This is a genomic window from Planctomicrobium stercoris (assembly GCF_051465655.1).
Taxonomy (GTDB): Bacteria; Planctomycetota; Planctomycetia; order Planctomycetales; family Planctomycetaceae; genus Planctomicrobium.
Window position 1 is genome coordinate 2,743,476 of record NZ_CP195791.1, and the last position, 20,628, is coordinate 2,764,103.

At 58.0% G+C, this 20,628-nt stretch carries 15 protein-coding genes; 11 read left to right on the top strand and 4 right to left on the bottom strand.

Features of this window, described 5'->3' with window-relative positions:
- Window positions 1-4: 4 nt before the first annotated feature.
- Entirely contained in the window at window positions 5-1,048 is a 1,044-nt protein-coding gene (locus SH661x_RS11230; RefSeq protein WP_437230984.1) for a dienelactone hydrolase family protein, read from the top strand.
- A 66-nt stretch (window positions 1,049-1,114) separates the two neighbouring features.
- Here the strand turns inward: SH661x_RS11230 and SH661x_RS11235 are convergent, their stop codons facing one another.
- Complete coding sequence (locus tag SH661x_RS11235; RefSeq protein ID WP_437230986.1) at window positions 1,115-2,191, bottom strand: AAA family ATPase; 1,077 nt, start codon at window positions 2,189-2,191, stop codon at window positions 1,115-1,117.
- Window positions 2,192-2,353: 162 nt separating this feature from the next.
- Window positions 2,354-6,379, bottom strand: a complete 4,026-nt coding sequence (locus SH661x_RS11240) for a hypothetical protein (protein ID WP_437230988.1) — start codon at window positions 6,377-6,379, stop codon at window positions 2,354-2,356.
- 437 nt (window positions 6,380-6,816) lie between these two features.
- On the opposite strand from SH661x_RS11240, the gene SH661x_RS11245 reads away from it, so the two are divergent.
- The gene (locus SH661x_RS11245) at window positions 6,817-7,506 is read left to right on the top strand and encodes a glycosyltransferase family 2 protein (RefSeq protein WP_437230990.1); all 690 of its coding nucleotides are present in this window, start codon (window positions 6,817-6,819) and stop codon (window positions 7,504-7,506) included.
- Window positions 7,506-8,474 carry a glycosyltransferase family 4 protein gene (locus tag SH661x_RS11250; RefSeq protein WP_437230992.1) on the top strand — a complete coding sequence of 323 codons (969 nt, stop codon included), beginning with the start codon at window positions 7,506-7,508 and terminating at the stop codon, window positions 8,472-8,474. The genes SH661x_RS11245 and SH661x_RS11250 overlap by 1 nt, the downstream gene beginning before the upstream one ends.
- Window positions 8,475-8,482: 8 nt before the next feature.
- On the opposite strand, the gene SH661x_RS11255 is transcribed toward SH661x_RS11250, so the two are convergent.
- Together SH661x_RS11255 and SH661x_RS11260 are read right to left on the bottom strand one after the other, a co-directional pair.
- Complete coding sequence (locus SH661x_RS11255; RefSeq protein ID WP_437230994.1) at window positions 8,483-9,220, bottom strand: alpha/beta hydrolase; 738 nt, start codon at window positions 9,218-9,220, stop codon at window positions 8,483-8,485.
- Window positions 9,221-9,490: 270 nt separating this feature from the next.
- Entirely contained in the window at window positions 9,491-10,108 is a 618-nt protein-coding gene (locus SH661x_RS11260) for a hypothetical protein (protein ID WP_437230996.1), read from the bottom strand.
- A 494-nt stretch (window positions 10,109-10,602) separates the two neighbouring features.
- On the opposite strand from SH661x_RS11260, the gene SH661x_RS11265 reads away from it, so the two are divergent.
- From SH661x_RS11265 to SH661x_RS11300, 8 genes are all read left to right on the top strand, one after another.
- Window positions 10,603-11,229: a hypothetical protein gene (locus SH661x_RS11265; protein ID WP_437230998.1), complete on the top strand. Its 627-nt coding sequence runs from the start codon at window positions 10,603-10,605 to the stop codon at window positions 11,227-11,229.
- 206 nt (window positions 11,230-11,435) lie between these two features.
- Complete coding sequence (locus tag SH661x_RS11270) at window positions 11,436-12,620, top strand: LptF/LptG family permease (protein ID WP_437230999.1); 1,185 nt, start codon at window positions 11,436-11,438, stop codon at window positions 12,618-12,620.
- Between the two features lie 182 nt (window positions 12,621-12,802).
- A complete protein-coding gene (gene trxA / locus SH661x_RS11275) occupies window positions 12,803-13,132 on the top strand; it encodes a thioredoxin (protein WP_437231001.1) in 330 nt (109 codons plus the stop codon).
- Between the two features lie 122 nt (window positions 13,133-13,254).
- Entirely contained in the window at window positions 13,255-14,955 is a 1,701-nt protein-coding gene (locus SH661x_RS11280; protein ID WP_437231003.1) for a hypothetical protein, read from the top strand.
- A gap of 318 nt (window positions 14,956-15,273) precedes the next feature.
- On the top strand, window positions 15,274-15,837 hold the full coding sequence (locus SH661x_RS11285) for a sigma-70 family RNA polymerase sigma factor (RefSeq protein WP_437231005.1): 564 nt from the start codon (window positions 15,274-15,276) through the stop codon (window positions 15,835-15,837).
- A 1-nt stretch (window position 15,838) separates the two neighbouring features.
- A complete protein-coding gene (locus SH661x_RS11290; RefSeq protein ID WP_437231007.1) occupies window positions 15,839-17,170 on the top strand; it encodes a FecR family protein in 1,332 nt (443 codons plus the stop codon).
- Window positions 17,171-17,229: 59 nt separating this feature from the next.
- A complete protein-coding gene (locus SH661x_RS11295; protein ID WP_437231009.1) occupies window positions 17,230-18,216 on the top strand; it encodes a DUF1559 family PulG-like putative transporter in 987 nt (328 codons plus the stop codon).
- 363 nt (window positions 18,217-18,579) lie between these two features.
- Window positions 18,580-20,625: an alpha/beta hydrolase family protein gene (locus tag SH661x_RS11300; protein WP_437231011.1), complete on the top strand. Its 2,046-nt coding sequence runs from the start codon at window positions 18,580-18,582 to the stop codon at window positions 20,623-20,625.
- Window positions 20,626-20,628: the final 3 nt, after the last annotated feature.

Here is a 20,628-nt window from a genome sequence, read left to right on the forward strand (position 1 = left end):
TCCCATGCAGCACACGAACCGGCGGACCTTCCTGACATCCATGGCGACATCGTCTGTGGTGGCTTCTGCATTACCGTCACTGGCGGCCGACCCGGAGAATTCAAACGCCCCCGGAGAGAGGATGGCGATTCGAGAGCAACTCCTGAACTGCCTGGGTGGGGAATGGCCGGAACCGTGTGAACTGCAATCGCGCACGCTGAAGACCGAACAGAAAGAGGGTTACCGACTGGAATGGGTCGACTATCTGACGGAGCCAGAAGACCGCGTCCCGGCCATTCTTCTGATTCCCGATGGAGTCACTGCCGAGTCCCCGGCTCCCGGCATCTGTGTCTGGCATCAGCATGCCGGCCAATGGCATCTGGGGAAGTCCGAACCCGCGGGACTGGCGGGTGATCCAATGCACCATACGGGCGTTGCCCTCGCCCGACTGGGGTATGTCGTGCTGTGTCCGGACGCACTCTGCTTTGAGGAACGACAGGACCCAACAGGCAAGTTGAAGGACGGCAACTTCGAGCGGTTTGAATTCCTGCGCTACGTCGTCGCTGGGAAATGCATGGCCTGGAAAAACATTCTCGACATGCGCCGGGCAGTCGATTTCATTTCGGCTCGGCCGGAAGTTCGATCCGACAAGCTCGGGTGCTATGGCCACTCGATGGGATCGACCCACGCGTGGATGGTCGGCACCTGGGAGCCGCGATTGAAGTGCGTGGTCGGCAACTGCTGCCTTCCGACGTACGAGGGGATTCACCGGGAGAAACTGCTGCACTGTTTCCCGAATTTCGTCCCCGGTTTCTTTGAGTATGGAGACACTCCCGAGATTGCAGCACTGACCGCGCCCCGCGCTCTGCATCTGAATCTCGGCGGGAAAGACGCCGGAAGTCCGCTCCCGGAAGCAGAGGCAGGTTTGAAGCGGATTGCGGCAGCATACGACCGGGAGAACGCGTCGGGGAACTTCAGCAGTTTCATTCAGCCCGAAGCGGGGCACGTCCTTTCCCCGGAGATGTGGGAACAGGTTCAGAACGTCTTTGCCCGTCACCTGAAGAGTTGATGAACTCGATCTGATCCGGCATTACCTTCCGCGAAGGTTCGCACCGACTTCGAGCGGTCGCGTTTTTCAGCCATCCGCCCGAGGCTTCTTCCCCTTCTCCGGGATTGCAGACGGAACGATCTGGATCAACTTCTCGATCACCTGATCCGGAGTGATGTTATCGCTATCCGCCTGGAAGGTGGTGAGAATGCGATGACGCAGAACAGGCAGCGCGACCGACCGGATATCGTCGGTAGTGACGTGGAAACGGCCTTCTAGAATGGCGCGCGCTTTGGCTCCGAGAATCAGATACTGCCCTGCTCGAGGACCCGCTCCCCACGACAGATATTTTTTGATGTACGGCGGGGCGTCGGGTTCATCCGGGCGCGTGGCACGGACCAGATCACGGGCATAAACAAACGCGTGCTCGGCCACCGGAACTTTCCGCACCACTTCCTGCAGCGCCAGGATCTGGGCACCAGTCAGAGCCGGTTTCAGGTCCGGTTCCTGACTTCCGGTCGTCTGTTTGAGAATGCGGAGCTCCTCAGCGGCCGTCGGATACTTCACCACCGTGTTGAACATGAAACGGTCCAGCTGCGCTTCCGGCAGTGGGTAGGTCCCTTCCTGTTCAATCGGGTTCTGAGTCGCCAGAACGAAGAACGGGCTGGGAAGCCGGTACGTGTTCGAGCCAACCGTCACATGCCGTTCCTGCATCGCTTCCAGCAGTGCTGCCTGCGTCTTCGGCGGAGTCCGGTTGATTTCGTCCGCGAGCAGAACGTGAGTGAACAGCGGTCCCTGCATGAACTGGAAGACGCGCCGGCCTGTTTCGGGGTCATCCTGAAGGACGTCCGTTCCGGTAATGTCCGAGGGCATCAGGTCCGGCGTGAACTGAATGCGACGGAAGGAGAGCTGCAGGATTCGCGAGATCGTGCTCACCAGCAGGGTCTTCGCCAGCCCCGGCACTCCCACCAGCAAACAGTGGCCGCGGCTGAAGAGAGCGATCAGGATCTGATCGACAACTTCATCCTGACCAATGATCACCTTGCCAATCTCGGCCCGCATCCGGGAGTACGCCACCGCGAGTCCCTGGATCGCCTGAGCTTCCACGTCAGCAGCGTCTTTTGCCATTGGTTCGTTCACGCTGCCGTTGTCTCCTGTGGTCATCGAAGTTCAGCTGGATGGAATTGCGATGCTGCCGAATAATCTTAACAGGTCCGAAAAAATCGGGCGAGCACCTTCATTGAAACGGACGATGTCGCTGCAAAACTGGAAGTTGCTGCGAATGGCCATCAGGATCGACGCCGCAGCGGTCTTCTGTGACCCTCGCTAGCTTTCGATCTCGTCGTTATCCCCTTCCAGATCGTCTCCGGATTCATCGCCCGCCCCTTTTTTCGTTGAACGCTCGTCTCCGACGATGCTGTCGCGCCACGTTCGGGCCTGCCGCTGAAACTCTTCCCGCGAGACCTGCAGCGGCTTCACATCGAGTTCCGCTTCCATGCTGGGGCGGCCCCCTTCGTCTGGATGGGCGGCCGCGAATACTTCCCGTTCCAGTGATCGCAGCCAGTCCGGAACGTCGATCCCCGAACCCCAGCTGTCCTGAAGATATTCATCGACCTCTTCCCGCAGAACCTGGAACGAGGACGACTCCTGCTGTTTTCCCGCACGGGCGTCGGCCACTGCCTGTGAAACCAGTGAGACGATCCGGTTGACCGCCAGCGGCTTCACGAATCGTTCTTTCAGATGGTCCGCGATGGTCGGCATCCGCATGCCGTATCGACGCTGGAGTCGCTGAAGATCTGCCAGATGGTGATCCGCGAGTTCCGAGGTCTGAATCTCAAAGGCGGCTTCGCGCAGCTCCGCTGCTTCCATGAGACCTTCACGGACCAGAACCTCGTGAACGATCACCTGAGGTGTCAGGTTCCAGGCATCCCGGTCGTAAAGAGCCTCCAGCCGCAGGAAGTCGAGCAGGCTGAAGATCATTTCGCCGTAATCGGACTGTGTGGTTGTGGTGTTGTATTCGAGGAAGCGGTCAAAGCGGTCCACGATGATCGAATAGATCGTTTCGAGGCTCCATTCCGCGTCATCGCGGTCAATCGCACCGGAATCGAGATCCTCCAGCAGACGAATCGGCTTGAGTGGATCCTGCTCCTCTTCCATATAGTCGAGGAACCAGTCGACGCCGTTATGCAGGATCGCCCGCACGTTCCCCAGCGTGAGCTGGCTGGCGTGAAAGAGATCGTTGCCGTACCGCTTGATGAAGTCGCTGATCTCATCCCACTCGGCGGTCTTCCGGACCCCGTCCACAGCGGAGATCCGCATGGTGCGACTGTGTTCCAGCCACAGCCATTGATAGGGATCGATCACCTGTCCCAGGGCTTCAATCAGCTCTTCGGTATCCAGTTCCTGATCGGACCAGCCGCGCGCACTGTGAATCAGCGATTCCAGTGTACTTCGCAGCGCGATGGCAAAGAGCCTGTCGAATTCGGTGATCGCCTGACCTTTGGGGCGATACTTGCGTTCCATGCGAAATGCGGTGAAGAGCGTGTGCCACGTTTCACGGAACATCCCCAGACGGGGAAGTTCGCGAAGCAGGAAGCGAATGACCGACTGCAGAGCCTGAGTACGGAGGATCTGCCCCGGTTCGCCCCCATTTTCGAGCGGCACATACAGCAGCGGGTTTCGGGCCAGTCGACTCAGCAGGCTGGGAAGCAGTTCCCGGACCATGCTGACGTCCCGCTGAACAACGCCTCGATAGAGCCGCGCCAGTTGCCGGTCCTGATCAGTCCCTCGTGGGGCATCGACCCCTTCGGGAATCGTGCCGTTCAGCAGGCGCTCGGCGTTTCGCAGACAGATCAGCGTGCTGATGATCTGGTGCAGCAGGAACCATTTCACCTGCAGTTGAATATCGTATTCGACGTTCGCATCATGATCGCCAGTCGACTCCGAGATTTCGAAATCCCAGACGTTCTCCATCAACTCCGCCAGGTCGATCTGCCACCGCTGCGCCTGACGATGCCAGTTGACGATGGATTCAACCGCACGGCTGTCGCTGGTCCAGTTCGGGCTGCCGCGATGCAGTTCCGCAGCGAAGCGGGCAGAGGCCATCTGCCACATCTGGCCGACGGCATTCAGGAATTTCAGACGGGGTTCCAGTTCGCGATTAATCGCTTCGAACTCGGTATTACGGAACCCGTTATCGCCGTCGGCGGTGTCTCCCCAGTTGCCATCCTCGGCGCTGTCCCGGAAGACCATGTCATCGTAGGCCGCTCCGAAGATGTCTTCTTCGTCGCTGGATTCTTCGGGACCTTCCGCCCCCGGCCCGAACTCCAGGCCGTCGGTCATTGCGGTCGGTGAAGAGTCTTCAGGAGCGCCCAGTCGCGGAACGGTCCACCACTCTTCGGCGTTCGCTTCGAGGAAGTCGAACATGCGTCGGAACGCGACCAGCGAATCACCCGAAGAGACGTCGGCAGCGACCAGTTTGATCCAGCGGATCAGGAGCGAGAAAATGGAATGCTGGGGACATTCAATTCCCACTTCTTCCAGCTGGCTGAGCCAGTGCATCAGCAGCCCCATCGCGGCGACGTGATCCCCCTTCTGCAACAGGGCATCGACAACCAGTGCGTAGGACTGTGCCGACTGGAACTTCTCGACGTGGTCACGCCAGAAGGTGATGTCGCCCGCTGCCTCGCCTGCACCCCGCCATTCCGCGAGCACACTGGAAACGTGAGTCGCTGCTTCCCAGCTGTCCTGTCCGGAGACGTCAGGCAGATCTTCAATGACGTCGCTACCGTAGCGGTCCCACCATTCCGCCAGAGCCTGATGCTTGAGCGAAATTTCTTCCCGCAAGGAATTGAGTCCCTGTGCGGCGGCTTCGCTCAGGCAGAGTGCGAAAGCGTTGAAGATGTCTTCCATCAAAGCCATCAGAGTTTCGACGCGGTTATCCGGAATGGCATCTTCACGAGAGGAGAAGAGCGGGAACTGTCCCTGAAAGCCGAGGATGTTCCACGGGTCGACCAGTGCCCCGCAGTTGACTCCTCTGCGGAGCAGATCAGGAACCCGCTTCAGCTCTGCGAATGCAGCAGGGACATCGCCCAGGTTCAGGCGTTGCCGTGCGGTGGAGACAATGCATTCGATCTCGGTCTCCATGCGGATGCTGGCAGCAGGAATGGCGAGTGCCTGCTCCCGGCTTGCTTCCGGATAGCCCATCACTGCGTACAAGTGAGCGAGTTCGCGATGCTGCACCTGCCGGGCGCCATAGCCAGCCAGTCGCATGTTGAGATATTGACGAACGTGTCCGAACGGCTGCTGCGTTTTCTTTTCTTCTTTGATCAGCCGTTCCAGTCGGTCTCCTGTGGCGTTCTGCATGACGCGGGCATAAAAGTCATCCCGTCTGCGGGCCACAATTGGCAGCAGTGACGTCAGCGAAATGGTCGAATCATGTGTCGACGGCCCTGCCCCGCTGACGGAACTGGCCATGAGCATTGTTCCGCACAATGCCGCAGCGGCGTCAAAGAGTCTTTCCGCACGGGACGTTCGACTCTTCTTGTCATCAATCCAGTCCTGCAGAGAGTCGAGGATGATCTGCCGGATGATGAAGCGTCGGTAATAGCCCCGGTTATCGATGCGATGCGGATCCCATTCGCCGAAGAGATAGTTTGTCCGCTTGTTGACGGGGTGCAGGTGATCGTACGAACGCTGATCGATCGCCAGTTCTTCGAGCCGGTCGAGTTCGAAATAGGCGTCGTGGAGAATGTCCTGCGGAGCCATCTTGAAGAAGGCAAACGTCTGTTCAATGAGGTCGTGATATCGCCCCGCAGCCACGCCCGCGCCGGAATGATAGATCGGGATCGGCCGCAGCTTCTCGTGGGGGTAGACCTCCATGCGGCGACCATTCTCCAGCACCGCGACCGGTCGATATCCGACATAGTCGTTCAGGTGCTGCAAGGCTCCGCCGATGATCAGTTCCGGTTCATCCCAGGTGCTTCCCTGGCCGAGAATTGCCTCCAGCAGGACGGCATAAAAATAGGGATGGTCGAAATCCTCGTCCTTCAGATGAAAGAGGAGATCGGAGTGATAGTCGCGGTAGGCGTGATAGAGTCGATCGAGACCCAGATCGATGACGGTTCGTGCCTGCTGGCAGTCGTTGAATGCCGGTTGCGTCGCGCTGAGTTCATCCAGAGAAGTCTGCAGGGCCTGCCGGAGCAGTTCGCGCCGGTTCTCCGACTGAGGAAGGATCGCCCAGATCGAGCTCAGGTTCTTGAGAAAGACGGGCTCGGAATTGCCGCTTGAGAAATTGAGATATCCCAGGACTTCGCGCATCGCATCCGCATGCGTCGGAGGCAGTGACCACACGGATTTCGTTTTCTTCCTCGGAGGCATGCTCTCTCATTTCGCTGAACAGATTGCAGTCTCTCAATCTGTTCCAGACTTCACAGGGTAACACTTTTCGAAGCCGGAGTCACAGGGACTGCCCTGCATGTTTCCGTGTGTCACAAGCTTCGATCTTGCAGTTATTTCCGGAGAAAGTCCAACTGTTCTTCCGGCCGCTCCGGCGTATTGTGGCGGAAACAGCTTTCTCCCGCAAAGCAACCCTCACTCCATTGGATATCAGGTTTCCAAACCCTGTCTATGGATCGACTTGCATTCTCTGGAAATAAAATTTCCCGGCCATCTTGCATCCGCGGGAAGAATCTCTCTCACTGCCGACTCCGGACCGGCGCAACTGAATGATCTGAAGTATCGCGGGTGTGCGAACCTCTCCTCTCCCTGATTCAGTCTGCGAGCCCTCTGTGACCGAGCTCTCGGTGATCATTCCCCAGCATGGTCAAAGCGAATGCACCGTCGCCGCCGTCCGCACACTTCAACAGGTCCATCCCTTTCCGATCGAAATTCTGATCGTTGATGACGGCAGCCCTGCCCCGCACCGGACTCGTGTCCGCGAGCACCTTGCCGGAAATGTGACGCTCCTGAGACTTCCCAGGCGAAAAGGGATTACGGCCGCATGGAACGCAGGCGCAAAACTCGCGTCCGGACGGATTCTCGTCTTTCTGAATAACGATACCCTTTCACATCGCGCCTGGCTCAGGCAACTTGTGCAGCCACTGTCCTGCAGCCCTTGCCTGATGACAGGCTGCCAATGGCGCGTCGAGCGATGGCTGGCCGATCGACGGCAGAAGTTGCTCGCCGGTTGGTGTCTGGCGATCCGAAGAGCGGATTTCTTTGCTGCCGGTGAATTTGATGAACGCTTCCGGCTCTACTTTTCAGACACCGATCTGCAGCTCCGCCTGCTGCAGCGATGTCGAGGTTCGCTGACAGTTGTTGAGGATCTTCCTGTTGAGCACCTGAAGCACCGCTCAACCCGGCGGTTGACTTCCAGATCCTTTGAATGGCGGCGTGACTGCGATCGATTCCGTCAGAAGTGGAATCTCGACATTGCCGGTCCGTCTTCCGGTTCTTCGACCACTCGCGGAGACAACTGATGCGGCTGGTTCAGATTTGTAACGTCGGAAACATCTGCGGCGGGACCGCTGCCTGCGCCTGGTCGATCACGCGGGCGCTCCGGCAGTATGAGCACGTCGTTCTTTTTCTGGGCCGCCCAACTCCCGAAACCATCGAACGGTTTGCCCCGGTCGAGGTCTCGCAGATTCGCCAGGTGGACGATGTGCAGTTGGACCGATTCCGTCCTGACCTGGTCATCTTACACAACACCTCAGCGTCTCACGCGGGCAAGATTCGAAGTTGCCTGACGTTGCAATACCTGCATTCCGCTTGTTTCCCTGCAGAGGCTGACAGGACTGTCGCCTGTTCCCGGTGGCTTGCGAGTCGCTACACGACGCAGTTTCCGGTCCTGCGGCAGCCAGTCCCGTACCCCCCTTTGCTTGAGGAACACCATGCTGCTGAGACGCGGCATTTCGATGATGTCCTCACCATCGGTCGCCTCTGTACCCCACGTCGACAGAAATGGCCGACAGCGTGCGTCCCGTTTTACTCAGAGCTCGCCGACCGGTTTCCGCAGGTCAACTGGGAGTTCGTCGGATGTCCGGCTGACATGCAGGGGGCTCTGATGAAAGCCTGTCATGGCAAGGCTCGATTTTTCCCGGCAGGCTGGGATGCCCGACGTCATTTGCGCCAGTGGCACGCGCTACTTTACCATCACCCTACGCTGACTGAATCGTTCGGAAGAACCGTGGCCGAAGCGATGCGCGCTGAGTGCATTCCGATCGTGGATCACCGGGGCGGATTCTGCGAACAGATTGTCGCCGGAGAAACAGGCTTCCTCTGTGAATCGATCGAACAGTTTGCGGCGGCCATCGAATCGCTGCAGGATCCGGCACGTCGCTGGTCGATGGCACTTGCCGCCCGGCGGCAAGCGGAAGAACGCTTTTCGTTTCGCGCTTTTGAAACCACGTTCCGCCGGTTGTTAATCGAGTGGACGCGGACCGGGTAGCCGGGAAATTACTCGATGATCCCGAGCAGTCGCTCCAGAAGTTGGCCGGTGGCGTTAACGGCTTCTCGCGGAATGGTGTGCGGGCCTCGAAATCCAAAGAAGTCCAGCTTGGCTGCTCCGGTGAGGAACAGATCTCTCAACCAGATGGCGGCTTCGTAGGGGAGAATGGGGTCTTCGCGTCCATGACTCTGAATGACCGGAACATCCTTCAACTGATGATTCCGTGCGTTCCAGTCTTCTTCACTGAGCAGTGAGCCCGACCAGACGATCAAACCGGCTGGAGGGGTAGGAAGGCGGAGGGCGACATCAGTGCTGATCATCGCCCCCTGCGAAAACCCTCCCAGCACGACGCGGTTGGTCTCCAGACCGGTCTCTTCGCACACCTCATTCACCAGTGCCAGAAGTTTGTCACGTGCGGCAGGGAGTTCGGGTGGCACGTGTTTTCTGAATGCATGGAAGTCGCGTTCCTGAACCGTCCGCGTCAGGCGGTCCATGTCGAGCGGCCACCACGCCCGCCCTCCGGGAATTCCTAGGGGGTCCAGCGAAATCGGGCCTGATGGGAAGATGAACTGCACCTTGTCCAGGAGATCCGGAAACTCCTGCAGCAACTGCGCGCCGATCGGAACCAGGTCGTCTCCCGGAGCTCCAAAACCGTGGCAGAGAATCACATTCAGGAGCGGTGTCGACTCACTTGTGATCAGATGGCAGTCAAGTTCCGCAATCCGACGCACTTCCAGGTTTGCCATGGTAGCGCCACAAATCTTTCCGCTCGGAACACTTGGCTGCATCAGCCAAAATCAAGGATGAACTCTTCAATGTGGCCCGTACTTCAATGTCGTCCTCGGGGACTTCGCGATGATTGTGAAACCGGGGACGGCTGTCGAGATTGAATCTGAGAAATCCGTACAGGCTTCGGCAATCGTTCGCACCTTCAACGTCGGCGACGCATGCAGTCTCATTGTTCACACGGAGGAGTTCCACCCAGTGACTCTGTGGCTGCGGCAGTCGACAGCTTCCTAAAAGGGGGCGTACAGCGGGGTGGCGCTCCCCGGTATCACACCGTCCCAGGAAGTGGCTTGTGCTGGAAGGATGGCAGAAGGAATTCGTTGCGGCGGCGCGTACGACGTGCCGTTTTCGAGTCCCCCCACCGGTCCTCCAGGCTGTGGCATCGGTTCCGCCGGTTCCGGAGGCATGTACGTCCCCGGGCGGAGCGGCTTGGGATAGTGATCCCACTCCTTCGGGGGCGGAACATACGGAGCAACAGGCGAATGATCTCCGCGTGAGAGATCTGTCATTTTCTCATAGCGATGCCAGAACTGCTGAGAGTAAGGCATCGTGGCCGGCATTCCCCAGCCGGCCGACGTCTGGGCCTGACTGAAGACATGGTGGTAATTGTACGGGCGGAAGGAGTGAAATCCCTCGTAGTACGGCATGTTCTGAATCCAGCCGTGCTTCCACCGTTCCTGATCGTCATAGCGGAACAGAGGTTCGCTGTGCCCGACGGACCCCGGACCGTTGTAGGCTCCGCCGTATCCCACATCCTGTGTGGCCTGAGGAATGTAGGCGGCATCCTGTGCCTGCACGCTTCCTGTCAAGACACCGAGCCCCAGGATCGCCCAAAGTCGATTCTTCATCACGTCGATTCCTTGATCCGGTCTCTGCGGAACTCACCGATCCGTGAAATGCCAGAACCTCACCCCACAGCTGACAGTGGCGCAGCGGCATTTTTCCAAGTCTTACATCGGCAGGATACGAAAAGGTTCTCCTCAGATTGGATCGATCTTCAGCCATTTGACGATTTTTCCGTCGAGAAATGTCCACCTGATTGAAATTTCGCTACAGCCACCCCGGGCGGCCTCTTCTTTCTTCCTTTTTCTGAAATTGATTCAAGCTGTTCTGCTCAACGGTCTGCCGGGATCAATACCGTCGGAAACGTGGAGCGAATTCGCCCGGGGCCACCGCCAGCAGACAAGATTGCAGCGGTCCCAGCTCGCCGGAACAGTGGAATCACCCCGCCCGGATGCTTCCCGGCAAATTCCCTCCTCAGGATCGGGTCGTCGTCACGCAGAGAGATGCGTCGTCCGGGAACCCTTTCATTCAAGACATTCACGCGACAAGGAGTTTGCCAATGCTGTCCCGTTACGCTTCCGTGGGAGTTCTGATGCTGGCCGGTGCCGAGATGCTGCACGCTGCCGACCCGCTGATTCCGCCCGCTCCGAGCACCGATGGAAACAGCGTTGTTCCCGATCCCAATCCGCTCCCGGTTCCTCCCCTTCCCCCAGCCCCCGGGCTGAAGAGCCAGCCGCTGCTCCCGGTTCCGGAAGTCAATTCCCCTGCTCCGGCAGTTGAGTCGATTCCGCAGTCGGTTCCGAGTGCTCCGGCGCCACAGATGCCCGTTCCCCAGCCGGTGGCGACTCCTTCGGTTGTCCCGAGTCATGGCACTTCACCCGGCCAGTATGTCCCTGTTCCAAGTCAGGGAAATGCCGTCGCTCCGAACACATCCTTCAGCAGCCCGCCCTATCCGTCTCAGGGAGCGACCTACTACTACGACAACTCAGGGGCGCTTGTCCCTTTCAATCCGAACGCTCCTTACGGATTTCCTCAGTACAACAGCTTTTCGACCGGACCGTCCTACCCGGTCCGGATGGACACCGGTCCCGCTGGCGGCGAGCACGCCCGGTTTCCGTACTACAGCTACCGCCGTCCGTGGTACACGCCCGGCCCAGTCAGCCGGAACGTGAACATCATCTGGTAACGCAACGGGATTGATTTGCCTGGGGGTGTTCCTTTGGGTTCACGGATTCTGCTCTGGACGGAACGGACTTCCGTCCAGCGAGCCGGCATCGTCACTTGACCGAAGGAACACGTATTGACGAGTTTCGGAAGATTTCCCATAACGCCGGTCTGAAACCGGAACCCGTACCGAAACTCCCCCGAATCAGCTGACCGCAGGCCTGCCCGATGTGGCTGAAACTCCCACTTCTGCAACGCTACATCTTTGCCGAAGTGTTTCGGGTGTTTACGTTTGTGCTGTTCTGTATCACGGTGCTGCTGGTCTTCGTGGGGGTCTTTCAGCAGGCGACCCAGAGTGGGCTCGGTGCCGGACAGGCCCTGACGATCATTCCGTATATCGTCCCGAGCATGCTTCCGTTCACCATTCCGGCAGCGTTGCTGCTGACAGTCAGTGCTGTCTACGGCCGGCTCACGGGGGATCAGGAAGTGATCGCCGCCAAAGCAGCCGGGATTCATCCGCTTTCGCTGATGTGGCCTTCCTTCGCCCTCGGTGCAGTCCTGAGCCTGGGGGCACTGTTTCTGACAGATCAGGTGATTCCCTGGTCCATGCTCAAGATCGAGCAGCACATCATTTCGTTCATGGAAGACATTTTCCTTGAGCGTCTGCGGACGGAGCATCACTTCAGCGATCCCAAGCACGGGCTGCTGGTGACGGTGGAAAGTGTCAATGGAAACGTCCTGACCCGCCCGACCTTCCGGTACACCAAAGGGCAGCGAATCTGCACTCTGCAGGCTGAAGAGGCTCAAATTGAACTGGATACGAAGGCTCAGACCCTGGCGATCCGGGCCAAGAATGCCTGGATCGACATTCCCGGTCAGGCTCGCGGACGGTTCACCGAGCGGACAGAACTCATCCGCTGGGACAACGTGAAAGAGCGGCAGAATCCCCGGGATATGCCGGTCGCTGTCATTCAGGAAGAACTCAAGAAGATTGAAACCGAGCGTGAGCGGCAAAAGCAGTTGACCGCGCTGGAAGCGTGCTTCGCACTGACGGTCGCAGACTTCTCGAGTCTGGCGAAAAAGTGTGGGAGCCGCATGGTCGATATGGGGCGCGAACGCAAACGCTCCTTCCGCTTGAACACCGAGATTCACAATCGCTACTCCATGGCCTGCAGCTGCTTCTTCTTCGTCCTGCTGGGAGCCCCGTTCTCGATGCGGTTCGGAAAAAGTCAGTATCTGACGAGTTTTCTCCTCTGCTTTGTTCCGATCGTGTGCGGGTATTACCCGTTACTCCTGGGGATCACGACTCAGGCCAAAAAGGGTCTGGTGCCTCCGGAATTCGCTATGTGGATCGCAAACGCGCTGCTTGGCATTGCAGCCTGGCTGGTGATTCGCCGGGTCGTACGCTATTGAAACCTCGAAAAGAAAAGTGTCCACGCCAGCGGCAGGTTTAGGCAACATGTTGTGAAGAAAACACTTGCGGCTTCAAGTCGACAGCCAAAGCCGTTGACACCCTGAAGTCGATCTTATAATTTCGCACTTCCCGACGATGTGCGTTGGTGAGATTGATTTCAAGGAAAAACGAGGAAACTGCGATGGCTGGGAATCTTCAGGAGTTCAGTGACGCCACTTTTCAAGACGATGTGCTCAGCAGCGATCAGCCTGTGCTGGTTGACTTCTGGGCTCCCTGGTGCGGTCCCTGCAAAATGCTGACCCCGACCATCGAAGCGCTGGCTGAGAAGTACGTTGGCAAGGTCAAAGTGGGTAAGCTGAACACCGATGACAACCGTCAGGCTGCCATCAACTATCAGATCAACAGCATCCCGACGCTGATTGTGTTCAAAGGGGGTAAGCCGGTCGACCGCATTCTGGGGCTGCAGCCGCAGGATCGCATCGCTGCTCTGCTCGACAAGCACATCGGCTAAGAAATCGCGATTTGTCATTGGTCAGTAGTCATTTGTCATTTGGAGAGCGCCGCCTACTCATGACAAATGACGAATGACCATTGAGAAATGACAATTCTCTCCTCCAGGGAAAAGGATTTCCCATGCAGGCTCAGCTGGCTTCCCGAGGATCGGAGTCCGATCAGGAACTGGACCGTCTCTCACAGGCGGCGCGGTTTGTCACGCATCTGCAACTGCAGCTGGCCGAGCTCGATCGCCGTGAGCAACAGCTCAACGCACAGGCGAACGCCCTGCATGAACAGCAGCTGATTGCCAAGCGTGGCCTGAAGGCGGCGCAGGACCAAGTCGCACTCAGTCGCTGCGAACTGCAGTTGCAGGCCGAGCAGATTGCTGAAGGCGAAGAGACGCTGCGGCAGCGCGTCCTGATTCTCCGGCAGCAGGAAGAAGACTTCGAGCGTCGCTTCCAGTCGCTGCAGACCGAACGGGATCTCTTTCGGCAGCAGCAGCTCGAAGAGAAAGCGGCGGCCCAGCGCGAACTCGAAAGTCGGCAGAACGAACTTCTCAAAGAACAGCAGACCTGGCACGAAGAGCGTGAGAGCTTCCGCCAGAAGCTTCAGGAAGAACAGGCTCAGGCTCAGCGGCAGCTGGAAGAAGCCCGCACCGCGTTTCAGGCCGAGCAGGCCCAGCTGCGGCAGGTCATCGAAGCAGAACGAGCCGGGGCCTGGGATGAAGTCGAACAGCTGCGAACAGACTTCTCTCGAGAGATGGAGCAGGAACGTGCTGCTCTGGAATCTCTCAAGATTTCAATGCAGGAAGCACACGCTGCGGAGCGGGCAGGCTGGCTCGCCGACCGTGATGTGGAACTGGCGCGGATCGAATCTCTCAAAGCCGATCTGCAGCAGCAGCGGGCCGAGCAGGAACGGGTCAACCGCCAGTGGACGGAGCATCGTAAAGAAGAAAAGCGGCAGCACCTCGAGGCACTCGAAGAAATCAGCCGGGAACGGCTCTCCAGCCTGGACCTGCGTGAACGGGAGATCCAGCAGCGTGAGATCGATCTCCAGAAGCGGTTCCGACTGCACGAAGACCACCTCGACCGCACGCGGCGCGATCTATCGGCTCAACGCGCCGAGATGGAGTGGCAGGAACAACAGCAGCGAATCTGGATCGAACAGGTGGAAACCTCGATTCGACTGCGACTCTCGCAGATGCGCAAGTTCCGCGAATTGCTGACCCAACGTGAACGTTGCCTGGCTGACGAACAGCAGGTCTTTCAGCAGCAACGCCAGCAGACCGAAGAGCAGTTGCGTCAGCAGCGGGAAAATCTCCTGCTGGAGCGGACCAGAACCGCGGAGATTCGTCAAGAAGAAGTACAGACACAGCTCAGCTGGCAGTCGCGGGTCGAACAGGAACTGGAGCGGCTCGCCGATCAGCGTGCTGAAGTGACCCGCGTACTCCAAGAAGTGAACGAGTTGCTGCGACAGCTTCCCGGTTCAATCGAGGCAGGCACTCCGGAAACCCATCTGCAACAGGTGGTGAATATTCTCTCCACGCAGATCGTCGAGGTCGAAGAGAGTCGACGGTTGCTGACGGAACAGCAACAACAGCAGCGTTCGGAAATCGTGCGACTCTCAAGCTGGATCGAGTCGCGTGAGGCCTGGGTGCAGGAACGTGAAGCGATGTTCAGCCAGCAGCTGGAAGAACTCTCGCGACGTGAGTCTGCGTGTCAGGCGGAACGCGAAAGCTGGCAGGCGGAGAGGATTCAGGTGGAACGCCTGATCCGCGATCTCGTTCAGCAGCTGGAGACCACCTCAACCGATCACCAATCTCTCCCGCTGGCAGGCTGATCAGTGTGCTGATGGCCTTACGTTGTCCGGGGCGTGAACTGCCGCACTCATCGGAACATTCCGCCTCCCTTAGTCGGGGGATGGTTGCGGCGCCGGCTGCGTGATTCTCGCTTTCGAAAAAAATGACGTAATTGCAACTCTTTATGTGATGGTTTCTTGTGACGTCGCCCGCTGCCTCTCTCAGTTTGTTCTGAAAATTTCTTGGACGGAAGTGCCACGTGCGGGACATAACTGTCTGAGAACGTGATCTTGCGCCGCTGATTCGACTTCCGGGCCGAAGCCGTCGGGGCTGTATCAGCCGATGCAGTGTTGGGGGCAATGGAAACGAACGATTCATCATCGTCGAGCGTGGAAGATGCGGAGGATGACCCTGCCCGGCAGGCGGAGTTTCTTCGTTATCTCGCTGGAGCCTATTCAGAAGCCTATGCCTCTGCTCTGGTGATTGTGGGCAATCGAACTGACGCGGACGACGTCATTCAGGAAGTCTGCGTCTTGCTCTGGAAGCAGTTCGATGAATTCGAGCCGGGGACCAATTTCCGGAAGTGGGCCTGCTCGATTGCATTTCTTGTCGCTAAGAATTTTGTTCGCAAACAGCGCCGCCGCACCAGTGGACTGAGCGACTATGCGATGTTGCGGATTGAACATGTTCGATCCGCAGCTGCCGAGTTGATGGAGCTGCGCCGGGAACTGCTCTATGAGTGTGTGGCCAAGCTCAGCGAGCGGGATCGAAAGTTTCTGGACGACTGTTACTGCAGCTCGGTCCCCATTGCCGCAATCGCCCGTGCGCAGCGGGATAACGTCGAAACCGTTTACACCCGTCTGAAGCGGCTACGGAAACGACTGACAGACTGTATCGAACGCACTCTCGGGAAGGGTTATTAACGTGAGCGGCGAGCAACGGTCAAACATTGATGAGGTCCGACAACTGGCGGATGCCGTTTTCGATCGGCACGTCAGCGCGCACACCATGCAGCGGATCGAAAGCCTGATCACAGGCGATCTGGGCTGCCTGCAGGCCTACGTGGAGCGAATCGGCTTTCATGCAGACTTGATGAACCAGTCGGTAGAACGTTCGTCGGCCCGGCAGGCGGAGTTCGCCATGGACCGCATTCTCGTCTCCCAGGCGCATGCGGAAGGCCGTCGTCGATGGCTGAATATGTCATTGATGGCAACGGGATTGCTTCTCGCGGTTGGATTCGGAGCCTGGATCGCAATTTCTCCGGCAAAGCTTTCTCCGCAGGTCGGCACCGTGGCACATCTGACGAGCGATGCCCGGTTGGACGCTGCTGCATCCATCGAACTCGGACAGATCGTCCGCGAAAACGAGTGGTATACGGTCAATCATGGGATTGTCAGTCTGGAATTGCCGCATGTGGCAGTCGACTTGATTGCTCCGGTAACAATTCGACTCCAGGCCAATCAGACGCTGGAACTCAAGCGAGGTTCTGTGCATGTGCTGGTGGCCCCGGGAGGTGAAGGCTTTACGGTTGCCACGCCGAACAGTCAGGTGATTGACTACGGGACTGAGTTCTCGGTCGAGTACCAGCCTGCCAAAGGAACGGAAGTTCACGTTCTGCAGGGGAAAGTTCAGGCCAGCCTGTTGAGTCCCCTCGGCAATGTTCTTCGGGTTCTGGATCTGACTGCAAAGCGGTCCGCGCAGATTCCCGAGCGCCAACCTCAGATCCGTGAAATCAACTTTGCTTCCGGAACGTTCGAACGCGTCGAGAAGGCTCGGGGAAAGATTCAGAAGATTGATGGAGCTCTGCGCACTGTGGCGGAACTTCCTCCTTCACTTCAGGGACAAGCGGTCACGACGACCAACCACATGCTCGTCGTTCCGGAACGCCAGCACGTCATCATTGAGAAGGAAATCTCTGTCGAGGGCTTGTCTGGCCCCGTCCGAATCCCGGCAGGAACGTCCGTGAGCAGCTATCTCGTGCATTACGATCCGGATGAGTGGACGACCTTTGCTCCCCGTGGCGCGGTGACGTTCGACTCGCCCATTGCTGCGGTTCTTGTGGGGGCGGAATCACTGAACTCCACGGATTCTCTGTTTGGTCTGGCCGCAACGGCCTATGAGACCGAAGCCTTCCGCGAGCTGGAACTGGATGAAGACGAAGTCCGGTTGTCCGATGATCGCAAAACTGTTTCGTTCTACTTCGGCGTGTCCGGGGAAAAGTCGCTGGACCAGGCCCGCATCCTTCTTTTTCGCTGAAAGATCTGGTTTCTCGCTCACTTTCACCATTTCCATTTCATCAGTTCAGGAGCGTCTTTGTGAATACTTCCTCTCAGGCTCGAGCTGTCCAAGTTCGGGGCTTCACATTGATTGAGTTGCTGGTCGTGATCGCCATCATCGCCGTATTGATCGCGTTGTTGCTTCCGGCAGTGCAGCAAGCACGTGAAGCGGCTCGCCGCAGTCAATGCAAGAATAATCTCAAACAGCTTGGACTGGCGTTTCATAATTACGTTGATGTTCACCGCATCCTCCCACCGGGCGGAATCGGGACAACACTCCAGACGAACATCAGTTCGTTCTGGCTGAATCTCCTTCCCTTTATCGAGCAGACAATCATCTTCAGCAAATATCAGTTTATCGCCACCGCTCAGGACAGTGCGACGAATCAGAATCTGATGGCCAGCCTTCGTTCCGAGCTCTTTTTTTGCCCCTCAACCCCCTGTCCCCGCTTTTCCAAAGCTCCTGCACAGCTCGCGAATGCTCCTCAACCGACCTATGCAGGAATTGCAGGTGTGGTGGATTCCCGAGCCATTTCGGTGGAACGTGGACTGGTCAATGGAAATGGAGTGCTCCCACCGAATAAAGCGGTCAAGCTAGCCGAGATCACCGACGGGACCAGCAACACCATTATGATGGGTGAGCAGTCTGATTTTGGTTACGACAGCAATAAGACTCCATCGGAGATGCGTTCGGGAGGTGTTTTCAGCATTGTGGCCAGCTGCAACGGCAATGGAACACCCGGGGAAGCCACCACCTGGGCGGGCAATCAGACGTATAACATGACCACCATTCGCTACCCACTGAATCACAAAATTTATACGACCGATCGCGCGCTGGGGATCGGCAATACGACACCGGATTCGGCCGGCGGTGAAACCAACAAGCCGATTCAATCCATTCATGCCGGGGGGGCACACGTGCTTGTCTGTGACGGCTCCGTTCGATTCGCCAGCCAAAGCATCGATTTCGATCTCTTTAAGATTCTTGCCCAGCGCGCTTCCAACCAGGTCCCTGGTGAATGGTAAATGGTGAGACGGGACTGATACCGCTGCTCATGGCAATCGCGGGCTGCGCCGACTGCACGGCTTCCCCCTGCTGACGGTCCGTCACCTTCGCCACGAGAACTCATTCGCGGATACAAGGACGTTCAAAGGTCGACTTCAACGGGAAAAGGCAACTGATGAAGTGCATCGCAAAGATCTGGCTGTTATTTTGTGTCTCACTCGAGATATCATTGGCGATAAGTCAGTTCGGCTGTGGTCCAAAGGATCCTCCCCCGGGGCCCGTCGTCCCCCCCGGCCAGGAGGGGAAGAAGTTCCAGACTGAAATCGACCAGATCCCACCGATGAGGCTGATCCGCCCCTCCTGCCTGATTTTATGGAGTTCGAATGCGCCGCATCTTCCTGGCACTGCTGATTCATCTAGCGGCCGTGCTCTCTCCTGAGTGCAATGCTGCAGATTCGAAGCCGTCGTCTGCTGCCAGTGGCTCATCGGCGAAGCTGATGGAGGAATGGCTGCTGAAGCAGGCCGGTCAGTGCTTTCAAAACTGGGATGAGAAATACAAGACCCTGAAGACACCGGAACAGATCGAAGCCTATCAGAAGCGGTTGCGAGATCAATTTGTCGAGAAGCTGGGCGGGTTTCCGGAGCGTACGCAGCTGAATGCGAAAGTGACCGGCATTGTCCCCCGTGACGGTTACCGGGTGGAGAAGGTCATTTTTGAAAGTCAGCCGGGACACTTTGTCACCGGACTTTGCTTCGTTCCACAATCGAGTCAGTTTCAGGCTCCGTACCCCGGTGTTCTGATCGTTTGCGGCCATTCCGCCAACGGCAAAGGGATGGACGCTTATCAGTCCGGCGCGGCACTGGCGGCGCTGAATGGCTTGGTTGCATTTCTTGTCGATCCTGTTTGTCAGGGGGAGCGCTACGAGCATCTCACTCCCGAAGGCGTCCCAGCCTGGACCGACACCACCAGCGGGCATTCCATGCTGGGACTGGGGGCGATCCTGCTGGGGCAGAACACCGCCCGCAACGAGATCTGGGACGGCATGCGAGCCATTGATTACCTGCAGGAGCGGGACGATGTCATTCCCGAGAAAATCGGCTGTATGGGAAACAGTGGCGGTGGAACACAGACTGCTTATCTGATGTCGCTGGATAATCGGATTCAGGCAGCAGCGCCTGCCTGTTACATCACCTCGTTCCAGAAGCTGCTCACGACCATCGGACCGCAGGATGCGGAGCAGAACATTTTCGGACAGCTGGAATGGGGAATGGATCATGCGGACTACCTGATCATGCGGGCCCCCAGCCCTGTCCTGATCTGTGCCGCCACGCAGGATTTCTTTTCCATTGACGGAGCCAAGGACTCCTTCCGCAAAGCCAGAGAGATCTTTACGCGTCTGGGGGCACCGGATCACGTGGAACTCTTTGAAGCAGAAGGGAAACATGGTTGGCAGCAGGCGTTCCGTGAAGCGTCTGTCGCCTGGATGTGCCGCTGGCTGGCTGGTCGGGAAGTTGAAGTTCACGAGCCGAAGCTGCAGTTGCTGACGGAAAAGGAATTCCAGGTCACCGACCAGGGACAGGTGCTGCTCCTGGCAGGTGCGAAATCGGCATTTCAGCTCAACGTCGAAGAATTCGAAAAGACTCAGGCTGCGAGAGATCAGCTCTGGGCTAATCCCGAACATGGCATTCAGAAAGTTCGCCAGCTTGCAGGCATTCGCTCGCTGGAGAGTCTTCCCGCACTCGAAGCCAGTCAGGTGAGTGAAACAAAGGAAGGCACGATCACGATCGAACGCTGGAATCTGACCTGTGCCGACGGGCTGACATTACCTGCACTTTTATACCGCCCCGAGAAGCCGACGAAGGGTCCCCTGCTCTGCACGCTCCCCGGCGGAAACGAATCGAAATGGAAGGTTGCGGATCAGGAGTCGACAGCGCTGAGTCAGGCACAGGCGGGACATCTGGTCCTTTCGGTCGATCTGTGCGGAATTGGAAAGTCCATACCGAAGGACGCGGCGTGGTACCGGCCTGATTTCGGTCCGGACGCCCGGTATACCGTCACTGCGTATCTGCTCGGCAGGAACTTCATCGGACTGCGGGGTGAGGAAATTCTGCAGGTCTCCCGTTGGTTCCTCCAGCATGAATCACTTCCGACCGACGAACGCAAGCTGAGTCTGCTAGCGGACGGTCGACTGTCGCTGGCGGCCCTCCATGCAGCTGCCGTTGAGCCTGATCTGTTCGGCCATGTGACGCTCTTGCATGCCATCCCCAGCTGGCGGACGATCATCGAAGCCAAGCTGTCCAGGGACCAGATCGTCAATTGTGTCCACGGCGCAGCCCGTGCCTACGACCTCCCGCACCTCGTTCAATTGCTGGGAGACCGCTGCGAAATTCTGGAACCGGTGAACGCTCGGGGAGAACCGATTCCGTAGCCG